This is a genomic window from Treponema denticola (assembly GCF_024181605.1).
Classification (GTDB): Bacteria; Spirochaetota; Spirochaetia; order Treponematales; family Treponemataceae; genus Treponema_B; species Treponema_B denticola_B.
On sequence record NZ_CP054477.1, the window covers coordinates 351,331 to 372,266 of the forward strand.

Genomic DNA, 20,936 nt, shown 5'->3' on the forward strand with positions numbered 1-20,936 from the left:
GTAAGAAACACCCGCACACAAAAAAACCGCCCCCGAAGCCGGAGCTTTGTCAGGCTTGTGGCGGTCAGGGTAGTTTAATTCCCGCACAGGATATGCGGTGGTTTCAATCGTGCCAGGGTTTGCAAAACTCGAGGTTTATCCCCGACACGGAAGCCGGGAATAAACCGAATTATAAATTAGCTAATCGATTCCACTTCTTCTTGAGTTAGGCCGGTCGCTTGCATTATCTTTTTTACGGAATCACCGAGCTGTTTTAATATCTTTGCCGTTTCAAGAGCTTTTTGACGGGAACCTTCAGCAATACCGAGCGATTTACCTTGTTGTATGCCTTCTTCCCGTGCGTCCATTTCAAAGCCCGACATAAAGCGGTATTCCTTGCGTGCCTGTTCGTTGTGTTTTACTGCCTGTATCATTGTTTCTATCCTCCCTGTATATTCCGTGTTGATTGTACCTGTCTTGAGGTATTCCAAAAAGCCTTTGAGTTCCGCATCTTCGGCTTTGCCGAATGCTTCCGCATTGATTATAACCTTTTTTGTTCCGTCTCGTAAGGGTGTTTGCCGGTCTTCAAGGCACATATTTTCAAATGTGTAGAGCGGCTTGCCTTTCCCGATAGCGTCGAAAAGACAAACGAAAATAATATAGCTTTCGTTCAAGGCTTTGTAGTGAGTACCCTTGTCTAAGAATGCGATGTCGATTGCTGCCTGATAATAACGCATACGCTTGGGGATATTATGTTCGTTCGCCACTTGCATTTCGATGTCGTAAGATTTGCCGGCTTCGTCCTTTACAAGCAGATCGAGGCGTACTGATTTGGATTCCGAGCCGGTAAAGACGGCATCTTGGGATGACAGATAGGTGATTTTCCCGATTTTATCTGCCAAGACCATTTCGAGAAACTCTTTACAAATACCTTCGTCCTGCATTACCTTGCAAAACATAAAATCGTCTGCAATGGTCAGTTCGTCAAAGCTTTTTTTCATCGGCACCCCCTCATTGATTGTATTATACCACAATTACCTCAATTTTGTAAGAGCTGTTTTTTTTAATTTAACCGCATTGATTTCCGTGGTTGTTTCCCTCTAGTCTTCATTTTCAGTCAAAATATATCGCTATCGGACAAACTTTTATCGGTTTTGCAGACAGCTTATTCAAAAAGATATATAAACAAACCATGCGATTTAAAGATTTTATTGTGCCGAATATTCCTGCGTATACGGTGTCCGTAAGTCTTGCGGTGCTGGGGGTCGGCTGCGGGATGGTGCCGTATATCACGGTGCACCGTCTTCTTATGCGTTTGGCAAAAGGCGGAACTTCCGTTGCCGAAGTGTCGGCTTATGTAGGCGTTATCATTGCAGCCTTTGCTTTTCAACTGGTGCTGCACAGCATATCGACGGCGATTTCGCACAAGACAGCCTTTTCCGTTTTGGAAAAAATAAGGCTTGCCCTTACCGAAAAGATGATAAAGATGCCGCTGGGTTTTACGCGGAACAAGGGTGCAGGCTATTTTCACGGAATGCTCATCGATAGTATTGAACGGCTTGAATTTCCGCTTGCCCACGCACTGCCTGAAACCACCTCAAATATCCTCATCCCTTTAAGCATTACCGCGATACTTTTTGCAGCGGATTGGCGGCTTGCCCTTGCCGTTTTGGTACCCGCTGCAGCAACCTTGATTTTTTATCTTCCGATGTATATCGGCATTATGAACGATTTTGCAAACACCTATTATGCCGCCCTCGAAAACATGAACGGCAGGGTTATCGAATATATCCGCGAGAATAAGGAAATCAAAATATTCGGCACCGAAGCAAAGGCCTATTCTCAGTTTGAAGATTCCATCGACAATTATGAAAGGTCAACCTTAAAGCTGTACAACAAAATGTATTTTGTAAGCGCTCCGGCCTTTGTACTCTTGTCGTCGATTACGGTGAGCGTGCTTTCAGTCGGCGGACTGCTTTTTACTTCCGGTTTGATTGAAGCACCGCTCTACCTTTTTGCCGTCATTATTGCAGAGGGCTTGGGAGTTTCGCTTTTAAAGTTCACCGAATTTATGGACAACTTTTATCACATAAGAAACAGTAAAAAGCTGATTGAAGAAGTGCTATCCGCTCCCGAATTGGAAGAAACTGCCGCAGCAGCTGCTCAGCATATTCCGAATAACGAAATTGTGTTTCACAATGTGTGCTTTTCATATGATGAAATTACGGCTGCCGATAAAACCGGAAATGCGGACAATGCTCCTGAGGGGAATGTGCTGCATGATGTATCGCTCACTTTTAAAGAGGGGAAAAAGACGGCGATTGTCGGGCACTCCGGTTCGGGTAAGTCAACAATAGCCAATTTGATTGCCCGCTTTTGGGATGTTTCAAAGGGTTCCATTACAATCGGCGGAATTAATTACAAAGATATGACTCTTGCTCAATTAATGGAACATGTCAACTATGTAACGCAGGACACTTTTTTATTCAATATGAGTATTTTGGAAAATATTCGAATGGGGAAGCCCGCCGCCTCAGATGAAGAGGTAAAAGAAGCAGCCCGTCTTGCACAGTGTTCGGATTTTATCAAACAGCTTGAAAAAGGCTGGAACACTTATGCGGGCAATGAAGGAACAAAACTGTCCGGCGGGCAGCGGCAGCGTATTATCATTGCCCGTGCAATTTTGCGGAATGCACCGGTGCTTATCTTAGATGAAGCGACTACTCACACCGATGCGGAAAACCGCCGGCAGCTTCAGCTTTCATTACAGGAACTGTGTAAAAATAAAACCGTCATCACGATAGACCACAACCTTTCCACCGTCAAAGAAAGCGATTCAATCATCGTTATGGAAAATGGACGGGTAGAGGCTCAAGGTACACATACGGAACTATTGGAGCAATCACCGCTGTATGCAAAGCTGTGGGGAAAAAGATAGACGGTTCAATCTTATATGAAGCGAAGGAATTTCTGATATGCATTGTATGAGCGATGATGACCTTGTAGAAGAACTCTTGAGCGAAAAATAGCTTTGTTTTTGGGATAGCTCTTATCAAAAAAACCGCCCCCGAAGCCGAAGTTTTCTCCAACTTGATAGCGGTCGATTTAATTGTTAATTGGTAATGTGTAATTTGTAATTCGGCCGGCGTAGGTTATGCTCTACGACTGACGTAGACTATGCACTACGACCGACGTAGGTTATGCTCTACGACTGACGTAGACTATGCTCTACGGCTGACGTAGACTATGCTCTACGGCTGACGTAGACGAGGGGCTTTGCCTGCCGTAGAGCCGTTGTTATGCGGCCGGAGTGAGCGGTTTATCAAATTTGCCCGTTTTAAGGGTTTTGCTTTTTTGCGATGAACCGATTATCTTCGTTCGTACCTCGATGTAATACGTTCCTGCCGCCAAATCTGCGGGAATGATGGCCATAAGGCGGGCAGGTTTGTTTTCGGCGATGACGGAGGCACGGACGGGGTTTCCCGTTTCCGGCACAAAGAAAATGCCTTGAGAGGCGTCTTTGGCGTCGAACTTGAGGCGGCTTCCGGTAATTTGTACAATGCCGCCTTTGGTCAGTACTTCGTTCGTTTTGCCGGAAACGATGTCGGTAACTTCGGTTATGTAGGGGTCGGTGCCGGCGGCTTCGGTCTTTTCGCATTTGACCTTGGTTACAGCGTCGCGAAGGAGCGTACCTGCGGTCATGTTCAAGTTGACCGTGTGCCGTTTTTTGTCGAAGGCGTCGTTTGCCCCGTTGAATACGCCCGCAATAGTCAAAGCGGTGTTGAATAAAGGCGTGTTGAGCGCCGAACCGTCTTTGATAAGGCTTGCGCAGACTTCGCCGTAGACTTGCAGCGTGGCGGCTACGTCTGCCCGCGTAATGGTGGTGCCCTTGTCCATCATAAGGTCGATAATCTCGTCAAGGGTGTACGAGCGCACGTCCTGCGCCTGCGCCATGTAGTCGTCCGGCGCAGGGGTGAGTAAGTTTTCGCGAAGCGAGTATTTCAGCATCTTTATCCTCCATGTTAGGGGGAGGGACAAACCCCCGTTCAGAGCAGGGGTTGTTTCCCTCCCCCTATGACCCCCTCCCTTTTCCTCGCGCTGTTTAGGGGCGCTGCCCCTAAAAACCCCGACGTGTTCAAGGCTTCGGGGGGTTATTCTGTTTTTTTGGATTGACGGGTCTCAATCCGTAAGACCTAATGTACGCCGCACAGGACGTGCGGTGGTTTAAGCGTACGATGTTTTAGGCGGTAAGCCTAAAACTCGCGGTTAGTAAATGTACAAGGACGTACATTTACTAACCTGACATCCTGTCCGCCGCGGCCTGTTCTCTTAAATGTCTTCCTCAAGATAGCCGGCCATTTTTTTCATCTTCCAGTGCTTTGCTTTTGCTCCGTCAAAGGCGGCTTTAAGGCTTTCGGGAGCGCTGAAGTTTTTGCAGTTACCTTCGCTTATCTCCGTAGCATAAAGCACAGCCGCTGCATCGTCGCTTACCTCATGGGTCGGCAAATCGTTAAAGATTTTTATGAACGCATCGGCATTAAGCTTATTTTGGTAGCATATCAGGCTTTTCAAAGCGGTGCAGCCTTTCACGTTAAGGGTGGTAAGCTGATTGTTTCGGCAGTAAAGCTTTTGCAATGCGGTTAAACCGTGCACGTCAAGGGTGCTAAGCTTATTGGTGTGGCAGATAAGCTCTTGCAAAGCAGTTAAGCCTAACACATCAAGGTCGGTAAGCTGATTGTTTCGGCAGTAAAGCTTTTGCAATGCGGTTAAGCCGTGCACGTCAAGGGTGCTAAGCTTATTGCCTGAGCAGTTAAGCTTTTGCAATTTGGTTAAGTTTTGCACGTTAAGCTCAGGTATCTTATTGTCGCTGCAGTTAAGCTCTTGCAATGCAGTGCATTTTGACACGTTAAGGGCGGTGAGCTGATTGTTTCGGCAGATAAGCTCTTGCAATACAGTGCAGCCTGACACGTTAAGGGCGGTAAGCCGATTGGCGTTGCAGTAAAGCTTTTGCAATGCGGTTAAGCCGTGCACGTCAAGGGCGATAAGCTGATTGCTGTTGCAGTAAAGCTCTTGCAAAGCATTTAAACCTTGTACGTCAAGCTCGGTAATATTATTGAACCGGCAGTCAAGCTTTTGCAAGGCGGTACAGCCTGAGGTGTCAAGGGCGATAAGCGGTCTATTGTTGCCTGACTCTTCACCCCTACAGTCAAGCTCGATGATGTCCCCTATGAGGGTAACCTTTGTACCTATTGCGGTGAGTGTGGTTTCCACATCGCTTGTAAGCTCAGTTACGGTGCAGCCTTCCACTTTCATTGCAGAGCCGTCTTTTGTCTTTGCCTTCACTTTAACGGTGTTCTTATCGGGGCTCAAGGTGAGTTTGACAGAGTAGGGCTCAAAGCTCACCGTAATGGCGGCCGGCTTTGTTACGTTGTGGGCGTAGGTGTTTGACTTGTGGCCTAAAATGGCGTTGCCGTCCAGTTTCCACTCTTTCACCCTGTAGCCATCGTCGGCTTTGGCAGTAAATATTACCCATTTGCCCTCTTCAACCTTGTCGCCTGAAGTGATTTCGCTTGTGCCGAGTATCGCTTTCAGCGTGCCGTTAGGCGGCGTGCCTTCTACGCTAAAAGTGACGGCGTGTTTGGGCGGTGCAGGCGGGGCTGGCGGCTCAGGCTTCTCGGCGCTCGCCGGCTGTTTACATGCGGTAAACATCAGTGCGATGAGCAGCATGAGAGCTGCTCCCAAAAAGGCAGGTGCCTTTATCTTTGAATTACATGTTTTCATAGTAATTCCTCCTATAAAATATTTGAAATATAGCCACCGCACAGGATGTGCGGTCACTGCCAACTGTATGCGAGTTTGCGGAGCAAACTCGGGTTGAAAATCGGACAGGATGTCCGATTTTCATACCGCCGCAGCTCTTTGGAAATCTTTGTTTGTATGCCTTTCTGTTTACGGATGGGGTTTCCAAAGGGGTATCCCCTTTGGCAGCGTTGAAAAGGAGATAGGGGGCCGTAGGGGGAAAGAGGGAAACTTGCGTCTGACAAGTGTCTCTCTTTCCCCCTACAAAAAGCTGGGGGTTTAAGGGGGACGCAGCCCCCTTTACTAAACCAAGGTTGTTTTGAGTAAAATTGTATGTGTTTGGGTGTAAATTTGTTTGGACGGAGTGATCCGTTATCATAAAAGTGCAGACCTAAAAACCCGAAAAATAAAGGAAGGGAAAATATGGTCAAGTACAGTAAAGAATTTAAAGAACAGGCACTGCTATTGTCGGAAGAGATAGGAGTGAAAAAGGCAGCCGAGCAGCTGGGAATCAGTTATCACACGATTGCAGACTGGAGAAAAGTGAGAAGCCGAAAGGCGAAGGAAGAAAGAATCGCATCGGACAAAAGTCCGTTGAACGAGCGGGAACTTGAGATGCAGCGGGAAATACAGGAGCTGAAAAAAGCGAATGAAATCCTCAAGGACGCTCTCGGTTTTTTCGTCGTAGACCGGAAGAAGTAAGCACGCAAGGGTTATTCAGCTACATTTTGGAAAACGCAAAGGAAAAAATGTGGTCAATTGTGAAGATGTGCAGTACCCTAAAGGTGAGCGAGACGGGCTTTTACAAGTGGAAACGGAACCGTAACAAAATAAAAAGCTGGCAACTTCTTCTGGTCGAAATACACAAGATTCTTTCAGAGGATCCTGAAAACGATAACTACGGGATAGAAAGGATACGATTGGCACTTGAGCAGCGAGGTATAAAAGTTTCTCGCTCGACTGTAATAAGAGCGATGAGGAAGGGAAACCTGCTGCATAAGAGCAGAAGAAGTCCCGATGGGCTTACCAAAGCCGACAGAAAGGCGCAACGGCCTGAAAATCTTCTGAAAGGAGACTTTAGTTCAGATGCGCCTAACAAGAAATGGCTGACCGACATAACGCAGGTTCCGTGCAAAGACGGAAAACTGTATATTGCACCGATAATGGACTGCTTTGCAGGAGAGATAATCACAGTTGCAATGGACGATAACATGAAAAAAGAGCTTTGTATAAGAGCTCTAAAGGAGGCATACGAATTAAGAAAGCCGGATGATGGGCTCATACATCACAGTGACGCAGGCTCTCAATACACGAGCGAGGCATATAAAAGCGAATTGGCTCGCCGTCATGCAATTCAAAGCATGAGCGGTGTGGGAAAGTGTTATGATAATGCGAGGATGGAATCCTTTTTTGCGACGCTGAAGAAGGAGAAACTATACCGCATAGATACAACAAAATTAAAAAGGGAAGAAGTAAAGAAAATCGTCTGGAGGTTTATTGTCTACTACAACCGACGAAGGATTACCACAATGAATCTGCAAGGTTATCCTCCTATGATTTATCGGGAACTGTTTGAAGCCGGCTTATTAAAACCGGCAGCTTAAACTACAACTTTAGGGGATTTAGGGTCTGCACTATTATTGACTTTTTCAGAGCGGGAGTTTATGCCGCTTGTCGCTTGTCGCTTGTCGCTTGTCGCTTGTCGCTTGTTGCTTGTTGCTTGTTGCTTGTTGCTTGTTGCTTGTTGCTTGTTGCTTGTTGCTTGTTGCTTGTTGCTTGTTGCTAAAAATTATGAGGTGCGTTTCGGCTTTGTCAAGTCCTTTTGCAAAACTTTTTGCACTTTTTTGCTGAGAATCTTTGTAGCTTCTGTCGGTGCTTTTCCAGCGTTTTTCTATCATCACTTATATTATAGCCCGTTTTTATGCGGATTTCAATGTTTTGGGAAAGTTTTTTTTAATTTAACCGCAAAGATACAAAGAGCGCAAAGGAATTTTGATGGTGTTTTGATGACATATTCTTTCATTTTCCTTGGCGTTCCTTGCGGGCTTGGCGGTTTTATTTTACATCTACTCCGGGTATTTGCAAAAAGGCTATTCAAAATTGCCTCAAGATAGCAGGTGTTTCAAATGTTTTCGACTTCTTCTTTGCTGAGACCGGTAGCTCTTACGATAGCTTCTATGGCAAACCCCATTTCAAGTAAATTCTTTGCCGTTTCAAGCTTTGTTTGGTATGAACCTTCAGAAAAGCCCTGTTCAATTCCTTGTTCAATACCTTCGGCAAAGGCGATTTCATGTTCTTCGGCTCGCTGTACTGCAATATCTGTTTCATAATCGTATTCGGCTACTAGCATGTTTATAATTTTTCTACTTCCGCTTGAGTAAGCCCGGTACCTTCAGCGATTTTTGCTATCGGTATACCCATTTTCTTAAAAGCCAAAGCTGTTTTTATTACTCCATCGGAAAAGCCTCGCTTAATACCCTGTTCAATACCCTCGGTAAAGGCTATTTCCCGTTCTTCTGCTCGTTGTACGGCTATATCCGTATCATAATCGTATTCGGCTACTAACATGTTTATTACCTCCCGTGATTTTCTCTGTAAATATTCTTTTAATATTCCTTTTTCTATGCATATCTTTACCGCATTGGTAAAACCGTTTTCGCTGTCGAGTTGGGTTTGCTTTCTCACTTCCTCTACAAAGCGGCTGTATTCTTCAAGCGGTTTGCAGGCTGTTAAGACTTTATTTGCTTTGTCCGTGTTGATGTTGAGCACTTGCACCGTCAACTCCAGCGGCACTTGTTCGGGCTTTGTTATAAAGGCATCGGAAAGTTTTAGAACCGTAGTTTCAGGGTAGTCTTCCGTACCGTTATAGAAAACGTAGAATTCCGGCGTGGGGATTTTAGACAGCTTTCTTAAATACCTATCAGTCGGTGCTTGCAGTTTTTCGTAGAGCCTTGCTATGTATTCTAAAAAGCGCAAAGGCATATTTTCGTTTATCGTCGATTGGTGCTCTGCAAGGACGATAATCTTATTGTCTACAAGGCAGGAAACATCGTTGATTATGTTCATATACATAACATTATCGAGCCTTATGTTTTCTACAGGACAAGACATTTGCAAATTCGTTCCATGCAAGGCATTATAGAGTGATAAAAAATTCTCTTTTGCCTTTTCATCTTCACTGAAAAGGTCGACAAACACCGAGTCCTTATATTTTCTGTTTGAAGTACTCATAGCCACCCCCTCATTGATTGTATTATACCACAATTACCTCAATTTTGTAAGAGCTGTTTTTTTTAATTTAACCGCATTGATTTCCGTGGTTGTTCTCCTCTAGCCTTCGTTTTCAGCCAAAATATATCGTCGGTAGACAATGTTTCGTTTATTGTATGGACGCCGGGCAGGAGAACAATTAAAATCGGAGTAACCTGTAGGAGGTCCTATGCTAAAAACGGTGCGGGCTTTTTTGGCCCTTATGCAAAATCAAAAAAAGGAAATTGTTTTTTCCGTTGTATTAAGTTTTATCGACGGCTTTTTTATTATGATACCTTTTATCATCGCCTTTAAAATCGTAAACGCCGTACCGTTTTTTAATCCCGCCGCTTCGGGAACGCTTGATGTCCGCACTATGTACCGGTACATCGGTATTATGGCGGCAGCGGTTTTTATCAGAATTGTACTGCGTTACTTTACGCTCTATTTCCGCGGCGGGGCAGGTTATAAGGCAATGTGCCGCGAGCGTAAAAACTTAGGGACACGATTACGCAAGGTATCGCTCGGCTTTCTCAATGAAAAAAACACGGGCGACTTGGTTTCGACCATTACCTCCGATGCGGCGTTTTTGGAAATTGAAGGCATGGTCGTTATCGAAAAAATCGCTGTGGGTATTCCTGTTTTTGCTATCGGACTTACTGTCTTGCTTGTCTTCGATTACCGCATCTTTTTGCTCACCGTTTTTTTGTTTATTCCGGTATGGTACATGTACAGAAAATTATCTACATTGCAAGACAAGTTAAAAATAAACCGGCAGGACTTTATCGGAAAAGTTACCGCCGATATTGTTGAATTTATCAACGGGATCCATGTGCTTAAAATATACAATATGGCGGAAAAGCGGTTTTCAAAAACGGCTGAAGCGGTAAAGAATTTACGGGATTTTTCCGTCCGCGCGGAACTCGCTCATATTCCTGTCGTCTCTCTTTTTCAGTTTTGCTTACGGCTTGTTACGGCGGGAATAGTTTTTTCTTCCGCCCTGCTTTTTTTACGGGGAACGCTTTCTTTTGCGCACATCTTTTTGTTGATGACCGCCTCTTTCGGTTTATTCAGCGGTATTGAAGCAATGGGGATTTTCAGTATCTTTTCTAAAATGACTCAGCAGTCAATCGACCGTATGAATGCCATCAAAGCAGTGCCGGAAATGCAAAACCTTTCAGGGAACCTGCTGCTCGATCCTCAAAAACCGCACGCCTTCGATATTCAATTTGAAGATGTTTCTTTTGCCTACGCCGAAAAAGAGGTGCTGCACAATATCAGCTTTTCAGTTCCCGAAAAAACGGTAACCGCTCTCGCAGGTCTTTCGGGAAGCGGTAAGACGACTATTGTGAATCTGCTTGCCCGTTTTTGGGATATACAGAAGGGGCGCATCAGTATCGGCGGTACCGATATTAAAGAACTCAATTACGAAAACCTTTTGCACAATATCAGCTTTGTGTTTCAGGATGTGTTTTTGTTTAACGACACGATATTGAATAATATCAAACTTGGCCGGGAAGACGCTTCTTTGGAGGAAGTGTATCAGGCGGCTGAGCGTGCGGGCTGCACCGATTTTATTCGTGCGGAGGGTTTCATACCTCGGCGCTTCTTGCGCCGTAACAAAGGGTATGAAACCCGACTGCAACCACCTTATAAGAACAACACCCCCCGACGCAGAGCATCGGGGGTGTTGATTATGCAAAGTGAAAAGGGCTACGATACGGTTATCGGAGAGGCGGGCTTGCGGCTTTCGGGCGGAGAAAAACAGCGCATTTCGATTGCCCGTGCCTTTCTTAAAAATGCTCCGATTGTGCTCTTGGACGAGGTAACCGCCAATGTCGATGCCGAAAACGAAGCCAAAATACAAGCAGCCTTACAGGAACTGCTCAAAGATAAAACCGTCATCATGATTGCCCACAAGCTGACAAGCCTCCGCAACGCCGACCAAATTCTGGTTCTCGAAAACGGGCACATTGTTCAGTGCGGCACACACGAGGAGCTGATAAAAGAAGAAGGCCTCTATAAAAAATTGTGGGAAGAATCCAAGAACTGACGGCCGTTCTTTGTTTGTAAGTAGGCCGGGAAACCTAACCTTTCACCTCTTTCTATATTCATTCGGAAGCATACCTGTGTGCTTTTCAAAGCAGGCGGAAAAATAGCTGGTGCTGCGGTAGCCGAGACTTTGGGCGATGTTTGCAACATACATATTAGTATTTAAAAGCAGGGAGCAGGCCTTTTCCATCTTCTTATTAACAAGATAATCGGTGAGCGGAAAGCCGGTAACGGCTTTAAAAACATATTTAAATTTTGAAGGGCTCATACACGACATTTTTGCAAGCGTTTCAAGCGGAAGTCTTTTGTGTAAGTTTTTATTTATGAACTCAATCGTTTGCATAATAGCTGCATGGTCGGCTGAAAAAACGGAGTGTTCCGCTTTTTGTATGTTTTCGGTTTTTCGTAAAAGAAGGGCTGCGATTTCGTCAACTTTGCTTTTAAAAAAAAGTTTTGCACTCGCTTCACTTCCCGAGAATTTCCGTATCTGATTCAATATAAAAGAAATTTCAGGAATATAGTTTTCTTTCGGCAAGAGAGAAATTTTTGTACAAAAATTTTCTTCAGTAATGCCGAAGGTGTTTTTTAAATATGCACCGTAATATTCGGGTTTTAATTGAAGCCCGATAATACATGCAGGGGTTTCCTTTTTTATAATATACTGAACCGTTTTAACATTAGTGTAATGCTGAATGTATTGCATTCCGGCATAAACCCTTCCTGCAGGATATTTTTTGTCAGAAGAAATAGAATCATATTGCTGAAGATAAATACCTTCATCCGATGGTACCGTGTATTTAAAATCATCATAGTAAAGATGATCGGCAATACAAATATGTGCATAAGAACCGACATCATAAATAGCCGAATATCCTCTTCCTATTTCGGACGAAAATGCATAGGTTTTAAAATGCGGATACGGATTATCTTTTTTTACAATATCCGAATTGGTATGATTTAAAAAAGCGTAATAACTTTTTTGCATAATTTAACACTCCAATCATTAGTATACAATAAAAATAAATTTTAAGCTATAGCTTACATTTTGCGTATTTTATATTTACCTTAGAATTCTCCAAGACATACACATTGTTCTATTTCTCCCTACTTTACACAAGCCCTTAAAAGTGCTAGGCTGTTCACCGTAAACTATAACATTTTTACAGGAGATATTATGGATTATCTTAAAAGATTTCAAAAATATATTTCGATGGACACTAAGTCCAACGAAGAAAATGAATGTTGTCCCAGTACTCCCGGACAGCTTGAACTGGGAAAATACCTTGTAAAAGAATTGACCGATATGGGCTTAAAGGCCGAGCAGGATGAGCACGGTTATGTTTATTCTGCCATTCCTGCAAACACCGATAAAAAGGTTCCCGCAATCGGTTTTATAGCCCACATGGACACGGCTCCCGATTTGGACGGCAAGTGCGTAAATCCGAAAGTTTTTGTGTACAAGGGCGGGGATATTAAACTCAACGATGAGTACACCATGACCGTCAAAGATTTTCCCTTCTTAAAAGAGCTTGAAGGTCAGGAGATTATTACAACTGATGGAACGACCCTTTTGGGTGCAGACGATAAGGCCGGTATTACAATTATCATGGGCGCTATAGAATATCTTTTGGCTCATCCCGAAATTAAACACGGCGAAATAAAAATCGGTTTTACTCCCGATGAAGAAATCGGAAGAGGAGCCGATCTTTTTGATGTAAAAAAATTCGGAGCGGACTTTGCCTACACCGTAGACGGCGGCCCCTTGGGTGAACTCGAATACGAAAACTTTAATGCCGCAAGCGTTAAAATAGAAATTCAAGGAAAGAATGTGCACCCGGGTTCTGCAAAGAATATGATGGTTAATTCTCTTTCTGCGGCAAGAGAATTGGAGAACATGCTTCCCGAAGAACAAAAGCCGGAATACACCGAAGGCTATGAAGGCTTTATTCATTTAACTTCCATTGAAGGAAGCGTTGATTTTACAAAGATGTCTTATATTATCCGAGATCACTTTATGGAAAGCTTCCTTCACAAAAAAGAACTTATGAAGGCTGCGGTCGATTTTTTAAATAAAAAATACGGCAACATAATCAAGATGGAAATAAAAGATTCCTATTACAATATGAAAGAAAAAATCGAACCGCACATGGAAATAATTGAGCTTGCAAAAAAATCTATGACTGATGTCGGTATTGAACCCCATATAGTTCCGGTCAGGGGAGGGACTGACGGAGCCCGCCTTTCTTTTATGGGGCTTCCCTGTCCGAACCTTTTTGCAGGCGGTTATAATTTTCACGGCCGCTTCGAGCTCATTCCCACAAAATCAATCGAAAAGGGAATTGAGCTTGTTGTAAAAATTGTCGAAAATAACGCCAAATAGTTCTTTTGCTTAAAAGTTTTAACGGAATGTTTAGCGTGGCAGGAGAAAAAAAACTCTTTTGATTCTTTCTGCCCCGTTAAATTTTAAAGCCTAATGTCTAATTCTGTTTCTTATCCTTGTCGAAGATATTTCCAAAATAATTGCCGTTCCGAAAATAAGATAGGATATAAAGCCGACTTCACTCATATTAAAGTTTAAGGAGCCTGCCATAAAAAGCTCGTAACCTATTCCGCCGGCTCCTGCCGCAGCTCCTACAGCAACCGCATTTCCGAAGTTAATTTCAAATCTGAAAAAGCTCCACGAGATTAGATTGTTTATCGAAGCTGGGAGAACTGCCTGACTTATAATTTCGATATAGCTTGCCCCGCAGGCTTTTAAGGCCTCAATCGTTTTTTTGTCTATGCCGTCAAAGCTTTCCGAAAAGCCTTTTACGAGATAGGCTGTGCTGTGGAAGCTCATACCGAGGACGGCGGCCTCTGCTCCTATGTTTGCAACTACCGAAAATATTAAAACCCAAATAATTGTCGGCACTGAGCGGATAAGGGACATTGCCGTTCTTATAATTTTTACAAGATACTTGTTTGAAAGATTTTCCGAGGCGGCTATCCCTAAAAAGAAAGCAAGCACTACTCCGAACACGGTAGTTAAAAGGGCAAGGCTTAAACTTACCAAAAGAGAAAAAAATATTTCCGCATAAGAATATTTTTGCGACAGCTTTGGGCAAAAAAATAAATCCTTTGAATATTCCGTAAATTGCAAAAAAGCCTTTTGAATTCCATAGTCGGGTTTTTCCATTTGAAATAAGCTTATAATTGTAAGGCCGGATAAAAAAATAAGAACAAATAAAATTAATACTCTTTGCTTTGAGAATCTTCTTATTTTTATTTTTTTAATTTTGTTTGCTTGCTCAATCATAAAAGAATCCGCCTTATTTTATTTGAAAGAATATCGATGAGTAAAACTATGATTACAAGGCATAAAATAATTAAGCCTGCACTATTATAACGGAAACTTTTAAAATAAAGGTTAAATAAAAAACCTATTCCGGTTCCTGTTAGAATTCCTATTAGAGCGGAGTCCCTTACATTTGTTTCAACCGTGTATAAGAGCCATGAAACAAGTCCGGGTGCTATGCTTGGGAATACGGCATTAAAGAGGGCCGGAAAATACGGAACACCCGCAGCCCGTAGCGCCGTAAAAGATTCTTCGCTTGTTTCTTCTATCATCTCCTTAAAAGCTCTTACCAGATGACCCAAGGTAATTATAAAGAGGGCTAAAAAACCGGTAAAATTATTTTGTTTAAACGAAAACAATAAAAGCATTGCCCAAGCTACCAGCGGAATGTTTCTTAAAAACGATGCTGTCATGGTAAGGATTATTTTAAAGGGCTTATTTATTCCTGTGGTTTGAGAGCCGAGGAGGGCTAATATAAGGGCAAAAAAGGCCGCAGAGGTAGTTGCCGATGCCGCTATTACACAGGTTTCGCCCAAGGTTTTTATTATAATAGGAATATGTTTTAAACTTTCGTTGTCGGGTATAAAGTTTTTTATAAGCCAAGCTATTGCAAGGGGAAATTTAAAAATTGCTTTAAGGTCTTTAAAGCCGGTTATATTTGATGCAAAATAATATATTAAAACAAGACTTAAAAGAATAATAATTGCCTTTAGTTTTTTCTTCGCAAAAAAGATTTGTCTTTTTTCCCAAGAGTATGAAGTTTCTTTTTTATGATAATGTCTTTTCTTTTTTTTGTCCTCAGAGTAAATTTTTAAATCGAACTTCATAGAACTTTTTCTCCGCTGTCCATAGAAACGCTTGCAAAAATTTCTTTGTGCAAGACTTCATCGTTTAAGGAATCGGGGATTCCGTCAAAAACTATTTTCCCGTTATTGAGAGCGATGATTCTATCGGCATATTTTTTTGCTGCTTCCATTTGGTGTAAACTTATAAGGCAGGCAATGTTTTTGTTTACTGCGAATTCTTTGATATAATTTAAAACCGTTTCTGCCGACTGCGGGTCAAGGGAGGCTATGGGCTCATCGCATAATAAAAGGCTGGGGTTTTGCATTAAGGCTCTTGCAATTCCTATTCTTTGTTTTTGACCGCCGCTTAATTCGCTGCATCTTTGAAAGGCAAATTCTTCCATGCTTACGGTTTGTAAAAGAGCAAAGGCTTTTTCTTTTTCTTCTTCGGTATAAAGGCCTAGGGCTCCGCGGTAAGAAGGAATTGAGCCGAGGCAGCCGTGCAAAACATTTTCGACGGCATTAAGACGCTCGACCAGATTATAATTTTGAAAAATCATTCCTATCTTTGAGCGGTATTGTCTTAATTTTTTTCCTTTAAGCTTGTTTATTTTTTCTCCTAAAAAAATAACTTCTCCTTCATCCGGCTCAACCAAGCGGTTTATACATCTAAGCATTGTAGATTTTCCGGCTCCCGACAGGCCTATTATTGCAAGGATTTCTCCTTCTTCTATTTTAAAAGAAATGCTTTGTAAGGCCCTTCGTCCCGAAGGATAAGTTTTTGAAATATTTTTAAGTTCAAGAATCACAAGGCTTCCCTCCAAAAAATTAAAGACTCTTCCTAAAATTTTTAGAAAGAGTCTCAGGTTAGCAAATATAAAAAAGATTAGCACATTGTGGCATACATAACAGCCTTGATTGTATGCATGCGGTTTTCGGCTTCATCAAAAACAACTGATTTATGAGATTCAAAAACCTCGTTTGTAACTTCCATTTCGGGAAGACCGAACTTTTTGTGAATCTCCTGACCCTTAGTTGTCTTTAGGTCATGGAAGGAGGGGAGGCAGTGCAAGAAGATTGCATCCTTGTCTGCATTGTCCATAGCGGCCTTGTTTACCTGATAGGGCTTTAAGAGCTTAATGCGTTCTTCCCATACGCTGTCGGGTTCTCCCATAGATACCCAAATGTCGGTATAAAGAACATGAGCGCCCTTTGTGCCTTCGTTTACATTTTCGGTAAGGGTTACGCTTCCGCCTGTTTGGGCTGCGATTTTCTTTGCTTCGGCTACCAAGTCTTCAGTGGGGAAGAGGTGCTTGGGCGAACATGCTGTAAAGTGCATTCCCATTTTTACGCAGGCTATCATGAGGGAGTTGGCTACATTGTTTCGGGCATCTCCCATGTATGTAAATTTAAGCCCCTTCAAATAGCCGAAGTTTTCTTCGATTGTAAGAAGGTCTGCGAGCATTTGAGTCGGGTGGAAAAGGTCGGTTAATCCGTTCCATACGGGAACACCGGAATATTCGGCCAATGTTTCTACAAGCTCTTGGCTGAAGCCTCTGTACTCGATACCGTCATACATTCTTCCTAAAACACGGGCTGTGTCTTCGATAGATTCTTTATGTCCCATTTGTGAAGAATTGGGATCAAGGTAGGTAACGCCCATTCCAAGGTCATAACCTGCAACTTCAAAAGAGCATCGTGTTCTTGTAGAGGTTTTTTCAAAAAGAAGAACGATGTTTTTTCCTTCGAGGTATCTGTGAGGAATTCCGGCCCTTTTCATGTCTTTAAAATTTTTTGAAAGGTTAAGTAAATAGCGGATTTCGTCTGTAGTAAAATCCAACAATTTTAGAAAGCTTCTTCCGCGCAAGTTTTTTGCGCTCTTTCCGCGAATTTCTTTAAGCATAGTTTTAACTCCTTAAGATGCTATTGATGAACGGGAACAATATATCAGCTTTTGCAAAAATAATCCAGTACCTTTTAAAATTGTAATTTTTTGTTTTAAGCTGATTTTATTCTCCTATCCTTCTCCAATGCCAGCCGAATACGGAGTGGGCGTTTGTTACTACCATAAAAGCTTCCGGGTCGTTTGCGGCAAGATAGCTTTTTAACTTTACAAAGTCCCTGCGGCTCATAACGGTTTGAATGACCGAGCGTTCGGCTCTTGTGTAAGCTCCGGTTGCCTTATATACGTTTGCAGAACGGCCTAGTTCCACCATAAATCGGCAAAGCTCATCGGGCTTATCCGTATTTATAACGCAGTATTTACTCATGTTAAGGCCGTCGATTGTGGAGTCGATTACAAGTCCGTTTATGATTACGCCCACCAACGAAAACAAGGCTATTTCCGGGCCGTAAGCAAAGCCTGCAAAAACTGTAATGGTAAAGTCCGTAATTAAGCAGCCCTTTCCCAAGTCAAGGCCGAAATATTTTTGCAGAATCATTGCAAAGATATCGCTTCCTCCGGTTGATGCATATTGATTTAAAACTATGCCTACGCCTCCCCCGTAAAGGATGACGGCAATTACCAGCTGTAAGAATTTGTCGTTTACAATCGGTCCCTGCAATGGAACAAAGATTTCCAAAAGCCATACGGCTCCTGAAAGCCCAAGGCTTGCACAAACCGTTTTAAGACCGAATTTGTTTCCGATGATTAAAAAGCCGAGAGCAAACAGAAAAATGTTTACTACAACAAGTAAGGCTCCTGTGGAAAGCGGAAGGTATTTTGATAATACCAATGCCATTCCGGTAGCCCCGCCCAAGGATAATTTTGAAGGCAGCAAGAAAAAATGAATACCTGATGCTATCATCAAAACTCCGCAAACAATGTAAAAAAAACTTAATAATTTTTCTTTCATTTTTTTTCCTTATAACAAAAATAGAATTTATTTGACTTAGAATCTTTTTAAAGAGATTTATTTACTTGTCATGTTTACAATATCGCTGTGTGTTGCCGCCGTTTCAGCATCTGCAAGAAGCATTTTCATTCTTTCAACATACATTTTTGAAGGCTCATCATCGGGAGAGACTTCCAAACACTTGTTAAAAAGATTAAGGGCTTTTTGATACTCTTTTTGGCGGTAAAAATCTATTGCGTTTTCAAATATGCCTACGAGTTGTACCATTTCCGCAGAGGCTTCGGATCTGACTGCCATAACATTGTAAAGCTGAACAGGGGTATTGATACCCACAACTCTTACGCGGTCGAGGCGGCGGCCGAGGAAGGCATCATTTGTTTCGCTCCATGTAGATTCGGAAGCTAAAATCCATGTGCCGTATTTTTTGTTTACGCCTTCAAGACGGGCTGCAAGGTTTACGTCATTTCCCATAATTGTGTAGTTCATTTTTTTTTCGGTGCCCATGTTTCCGACAACCATTTCGCCGGTATTTATTCCTATGCGTGTAAAGATGGGCATGGGAATGTCGCCCGCATCATAAAGCTGTTTATTGAGTTCGGCTTCAGCCTGTTTCATTCTGATGGCTGCAAGACATGCCCTGTAAGCATGGTCGGGCAAATCCGTCGGTGCTCCGAAAAAAGAAACGATGGCATCTCCTATGTATTTGTCAATCGTACCTTTTTCTTGTAGAATTAAATCGCTCATTTGTGTGAGGTATACGTTTAAAACCGAGACCAAGTGTTCGGGCGTAATTTTTTCCGAAAGGGTAGAAAAAGATTTTATATCGGTAAACAGAGCCGTAATTCTTTTTTGTTCTCCTCCGAGAGTCAGCTTGTCGGGGTCGGCAATAATTTCATTTACAACATCGTCCGAAAGATAAACACCGAAGGCCTTTCTTAAAAAGCCCTTTTCTTTTTCGCTGAAAATAAAGTTTAGTAAGAGGATAACTATAAAGCTTATGACGACTGTTATAACCGGAAGAAATAGCTGTAAGTATATTTTCCCGAATACGAATAAAAGAATTCCTATAGAAAGAGTTAAGCTCAATAAAACGATTCCAAGAAAAACCTTTATAAATCCTCTTTCTATCTTTTTCATCATAAAGGCTGTAAATATTGCTATTACAAAGGCAAGTATTATTGAAACCCATTTTGGAAGAGGTCTTATAAAGTCCTCATTCATAATCGTGTTATAAATATTGGCATGGGTACCTACATTGGGATAAGATTTCCAAAAAGGGTTTACACCTAAATCGGAGGTGCCTACGCCGCTGTATCCTATTATTGCAAAGGCGTTCTTGCAGAAGCCGTTTATATAGTTTATATGTTCCGAATAGTTTTTATATTCTTCTTTTGCATTTTTAAAAAGTTCGGTAACATAGGCATCTATATCGTCATATTGGTTTGAGCCGCTCTGTTCTTTTATTTTTTCAAACAGGCTGTGTATTTCTTTATCGAAGTTCCCGCTTAAAAATTTGCTGTAATTATCAAAAAAGGAACTACGTGCCGCAAAGTATTCTTTAAAATCCTGCTTGTCCTTATTCAGAAGTTCTCTCTTCCATTGGTCAAGCCTTGCGTATTCACTTTCTAAGGAGCTAACCGCATTGTGATAAGAAAGATAGCCATCTGCAGTTCTGATTTGCAAATCTTTTATGGCTTCTAAAAGTGAAATTAAATTCTTTTCCATTATGTCGGCGTAGGTGAGGGCATAAACCGATAAGCTTTTAAAGCTGCCGTTTTCGGGATTTTCCGTGTCGGCAAATCGTTTTTTTAGCCAGTTTATTAAAAGGTTTCCTTCTTCATCCAGAGGAATTGTAAGGTCCTTTCTTTTTTCCAAATCGGACGGATCTTTGGCATTTTTTAAAATCAGCTTCCTTTCCGACCGGATAATTTTTTCGGGTTCAAGGATGTGGAGAATGGGAGTAAAGACCAGCTGGCCTATGTACCTTCCTTCGTATTCGGTTAAAAGAGAAATGCGGCGGCGTACTCCGTCCTCGTCTATAACCACATTCGGAAAACCTGCTCCCCTTGCATACTGTAGTATGGGCATAATCGCCGGAGCCATTCCGTATTCTTCATTTGCGGCTTTGCGGTTTGCTAAGGTTTCCTTTTTAAAAAGACCTGTTTTATCTTCTACATTGGTAAACAAAAAATTATTATAGGCAAAGTCTTTTAGTTCCTTTGTTTCGCTGCCTATGTTTATATTTACTGCGTTTATAGTTAAAAAAGTATTTTCAAAAAAGCCTACCGCTTCTCCCATGTAGGCATCATTGTCACGGAACACATTTTGTTTAATTGAATCGGAAAGTTCATCAATCCGTGATTTAAAATACTCGGACATATCCTGTCCTATTGTTTTTACCTCCGAAAGCGGAATGTTTTTGCCGGCCACCGCATCCGAAAATTCTTTTATATATTCTCCGAATTCCTGCCTCACGGCTGCATATTCTTTCGGCAGATCATGTTCTACATAAGTATTATTTGCTCCCGCCCTTCCTGCAGACAGGTACTCAATATCGAAAACAGCCGCCTTACCGCCTGATTCCTTTAGGCGGATTAAAACATCGGCTAAAACATCCCTTGACCATGGCCAAGAGCCGATTTGTTCTATAGAAAAGTCATCGACATTTAAAAGAAGAATTTCGCTTTTTTCTTTGATCTCGGGTTTAAGTTTTAGCATGGCATCGTAGACTTGGTTTTCTATATTTCTTCCCAATTTAATAAAACTAAAGGCAGTAAAAATTAAAAATACGGCTATTGCTATTATAAAATTAAGATTTTTTTGTAAAAATCCTACAAATGCAGATTTATTTTTTTCTTTTTCGACCATAAATTTCTCCAGAGC

Annotated in this window: 18 protein-coding genes; 5 read left to right on the forward strand and 13 right to left on the reverse strand. The window is 42.2% G+C overall.

The annotated features are described in order from the left end of the window. Positions 1–176: 176 nt before the first annotated feature. Entirely contained in the window at positions 177–980 is an 804-nt protein-coding gene (locus E4N80_RS01535) for an Rpn family recombination-promoting nuclease/putative transposase (protein WP_253699876.1), read from the reverse strand. 191 nt (positions 981–1,171) lie between these two features. On the opposite strand from E4N80_RS01535, the gene E4N80_RS01540 reads away from it, so the two are divergent. Next, positions 1,172–2,917 (forward strand): ABC transporter ATP-binding protein, encoded by a 1,746-nt coding sequence (locus E4N80_RS01540; RefSeq protein WP_253699878.1) that lies wholly within the window; start codon positions 1,172–1,174, stop codon positions 2,915–2,917. 359 nt (positions 2,918–3,276) lie between these two features. On the opposite strand, the gene E4N80_RS01545 is transcribed toward E4N80_RS01540, so the two are convergent. Continuing rightward, positions 3,277–3,987 carry a DNA-binding domain-containing protein gene (locus E4N80_RS01545; RefSeq protein ID WP_002677312.1) on the reverse strand — a complete coding sequence of 237 codons (711 nt, stop codon included), beginning with the start codon at positions 3,985–3,987 and terminating at the stop codon, positions 3,277–3,279. A 321-nt stretch (positions 3,988–4,308) separates the two neighbouring features. Beyond that, entirely contained in the window at positions 4,309–5,760 is a 1,452-nt protein-coding gene (locus E4N80_RS01550; protein WP_253699879.1) for a leucine-rich repeat domain-containing protein, read from the reverse strand. A gap of 441 nt (positions 5,761–6,201) precedes the next feature. Between E4N80_RS01550 and E4N80_RS01555 the strand changes: the two genes are divergently transcribed. Together E4N80_RS01555 and E4N80_RS01560 are read left to right on the forward strand one after the other, a co-directional pair. Then, complete coding sequence (locus E4N80_RS01555; RefSeq protein ID WP_253698525.1) at positions 6,202–6,480, forward strand: transposase; 279 nt, start codon at positions 6,202–6,204, stop codon at positions 6,478–6,480. A 47-nt stretch (positions 6,481–6,527) separates the two neighbouring features. Next, the gene (locus E4N80_RS01560) at positions 6,528–7,382 is read left to right on the forward strand and encodes an IS3 family transposase (RefSeq protein ID WP_253698524.1); all 855 of its coding nucleotides are present in this window, start codon (positions 6,528–6,530) and stop codon (positions 7,380–7,382) included. A 45-nt stretch (positions 7,383–7,427) separates the two neighbouring features. Here E4N80_RS01560 and E4N80_RS01565 read toward each other — a convergent pair whose 3' ends face one another. The 3 genes from E4N80_RS01565 to E4N80_RS01575 all read right to left on the reverse strand — a co-directional run bounded on the left by E4N80_RS01565 (position 7,428) and on the right by E4N80_RS01575 (position 9,009). Then, positions 7,428–7,676 (reverse strand): hypothetical protein, encoded by a 249-nt coding sequence (locus E4N80_RS01565; protein WP_253699881.1) that lies wholly within the window; start codon positions 7,674–7,676, stop codon positions 7,428–7,430. Positions 7,677–7,900: 224 nt separating this feature from the next. Further along, positions 7,901–8,128 (reverse strand): Rpn/YhgA-type helix-turn-helix domain-containing protein, encoded by a 228-nt coding sequence (locus tag E4N80_RS01570; RefSeq protein ID WP_253699883.1) that lies wholly within the window; start codon positions 8,126–8,128, stop codon positions 7,901–7,903. A 2-nt stretch (positions 8,129–8,130) separates the two neighbouring features. Continuing rightward, the gene (locus E4N80_RS01575) at positions 8,131–9,009 is read right to left on the reverse strand and encodes an Rpn family recombination-promoting nuclease/putative transposase (RefSeq protein ID WP_253699885.1); all 879 of its coding nucleotides are present in this window, start codon (positions 9,007–9,009) and stop codon (positions 8,131–8,133) included. Positions 9,010–9,217: 208 nt separating this feature from the next. On the opposite strand from E4N80_RS01575, the gene E4N80_RS01580 reads away from it, so the two are divergent. Further along, complete coding sequence (locus E4N80_RS01580; protein WP_253699887.1) at positions 9,218–11,080, forward strand: ABC transporter ATP-binding protein; 1,863 nt, start codon at positions 9,218–9,220, stop codon at positions 11,078–11,080. 42 nt (positions 11,081–11,122) lie between these two features. Here E4N80_RS01580 and E4N80_RS01585 read toward each other — a convergent pair whose 3' ends face one another. Next, positions 11,123–12,064, reverse strand: coding sequence for a helix-turn-helix domain-containing protein (locus E4N80_RS01585; protein WP_253699889.1), 942 nt, complete (start codon positions 12,062–12,064; stop codon positions 11,123–11,125). Positions 12,065–12,253: 189 nt separating this feature from the next. On the opposite strand from E4N80_RS01585, the gene pepT reads away from it, so the two are divergent. Next, a complete protein-coding gene (pepT, locus tag E4N80_RS01590) occupies positions 12,254–13,459 on the forward strand; it encodes a peptidase T (protein WP_253699891.1) in 1,206 nt (401 codons plus the stop codon). A gap of 90 nt (positions 13,460–13,549) precedes the next feature. Here pepT and E4N80_RS01595 read toward each other — a convergent pair whose 3' ends face one another. The 6 genes from E4N80_RS01595 to E4N80_RS01620 all read right to left on the reverse strand — a co-directional run bounded on the left by E4N80_RS01595 (position 13,550) and on the right by E4N80_RS01620 (position 20,921). Further along, positions 13,550–14,374, reverse strand: coding sequence for a PhnE/PtxC family ABC transporter permease (locus tag E4N80_RS01595; protein ID WP_253699893.1), 825 nt, complete (start codon positions 14,372–14,374; stop codon positions 13,550–13,552). Continuing rightward, on the reverse strand, positions 14,371–15,240 hold the full coding sequence (locus E4N80_RS01600; protein ID WP_253699895.1) for an ABC transporter permease subunit: 870 nt from the start codon (positions 15,238–15,240) through the stop codon (positions 14,371–14,373). Before E4N80_RS01600 ends, E4N80_RS01595 begins: the two co-directional genes overlap by 4 nt. Continuing rightward, on the reverse strand, positions 15,237–16,007 hold the full coding sequence (gene phnC / locus E4N80_RS01605) for a phosphonate ABC transporter ATP-binding protein (protein WP_253699897.1): 771 nt from the start codon (positions 16,005–16,007) through the stop codon (positions 15,237–15,239). The genes E4N80_RS01600 and phnC overlap by 4 nt, the downstream gene beginning before the upstream one ends. A gap of 77 nt (positions 16,008–16,084) precedes the next feature. Then, complete coding sequence (gene argF / locus E4N80_RS01610) at positions 16,085–17,101, reverse strand: ornithine carbamoyltransferase (protein ID WP_253699899.1); 1,017 nt, start codon at positions 17,099–17,101, stop codon at positions 16,085–16,087. Positions 17,102–17,207: 106 nt separating this feature from the next. Further along, positions 17,208–18,053: a YitT family protein gene (locus E4N80_RS01615; RefSeq protein ID WP_253680545.1), complete on the reverse strand. Its 846-nt coding sequence runs from the start codon at positions 18,051–18,053 to the stop codon at positions 17,208–17,210. A gap of 57 nt (positions 18,054–18,110) precedes the next feature. Continuing rightward, positions 18,111–20,921, reverse strand: a complete 2,811-nt coding sequence (locus E4N80_RS01620) for a CHASE2 domain-containing protein (RefSeq protein ID WP_253699900.1) — start codon at positions 20,919–20,921, stop codon at positions 18,111–18,113. Between the last annotated feature and the right edge of the window lie 15 nt (positions 20,922–20,936).

Coding starts and splice junctions, on each gene's coding strand:
- E4N80_RS01535 (WP_253699876.1), bottom strand. CDS start 980: ATGAAAAAAAGCTTTGACGAACTGACCATTGCAGACGATTTTATGTTT.
- E4N80_RS01540 (WP_253699878.1), top strand. CDS start 1,172: ATGCGATTTAAAGATTTTATTGTGCCGAATATTCCTGCGTATACGGTG.
- E4N80_RS01545 (WP_002677312.1), bottom strand. CDS start 3,987: ATGCTGAAATACTCGCTTCGCGAAAACTTACTCACCCCTGCGCCGGAC.
- E4N80_RS01550 (WP_253699879.1), bottom strand. CDS start 5,760: ATGAAAACATGTAATTCAAAGATAAAGGCACCTGCCTTTTTGGGAGCA.
- E4N80_RS01555 (WP_253698525.1), top strand. CDS start 6,202: ATGGTCAAGTACAGTAAAGAATTTAAAGAACAGGCACTGCTATTGTCG.
- E4N80_RS01560 (WP_253698524.1), top strand. CDS start 6,528: ATGTGGTCAATTGTGAAGATGTGCAGTACCCTAAAGGTGAGCGAGACG.
- E4N80_RS01565 (WP_253699881.1), bottom strand. CDS start 7,676: ATGATAGAAAAACGCTGGAAAAGCACCGACAGAAGCTACAAAGATTCT.
- E4N80_RS01570 (WP_253699883.1), bottom strand. CDS start 8,128: ATGCTAGTAGCCGAATACGATTATGAAACAGATATTGCAGTACAGCGA.
- E4N80_RS01575 (WP_253699885.1), bottom strand. CDS start 9,009: ATGAGTACTTCAAACAGAAAATATAAGGACTCGGTGTTTGTCGACCTT.
- E4N80_RS01580 (WP_253699887.1), top strand. CDS start 9,218: ATGCTAAAAACGGTGCGGGCTTTTTTGGCCCTTATGCAAAATCAAAAA.
- E4N80_RS01585 (WP_253699889.1), bottom strand. CDS start 12,064: ATGCAAAAAAGTTATTACGCTTTTTTAAATCATACCAATTCGGATATT.
- pepT (WP_253699891.1), top strand. CDS start 12,254: ATGGATTATCTTAAAAGATTTCAAAAATATATTTCGATGGACACTAAG.
- E4N80_RS01595 (WP_253699893.1), bottom strand. CDS start 14,374: ATGATTGAGCAAGCAAACAAAATTAAAAAAATAAAAATAAGAAGATTC.
- E4N80_RS01600 (WP_253699895.1), bottom strand. CDS start 15,240: ATGAAGTTCGATTTAAAAATTTACTCTGAGGACAAAAAAAAGAAAAGA.
- argF (WP_253699899.1), bottom strand. CDS start 17,101: ATGCTTAAAGAAATTCGCGGAAAGAGCGCAAAAAACTTGCGCGGAAGA.
- E4N80_RS01615 (WP_253680545.1), bottom strand. CDS start 18,053: ATGAAAGAAAAATTATTAAGTTTTTTTTACATTGTTTGCGGAGTTTTG.
- E4N80_RS01620 (WP_253699900.1), bottom strand. CDS start 20,921: ATGGTCGAAAAAGAAAAAAATAAATCTGCATTTGTAGGATTTTTACAA.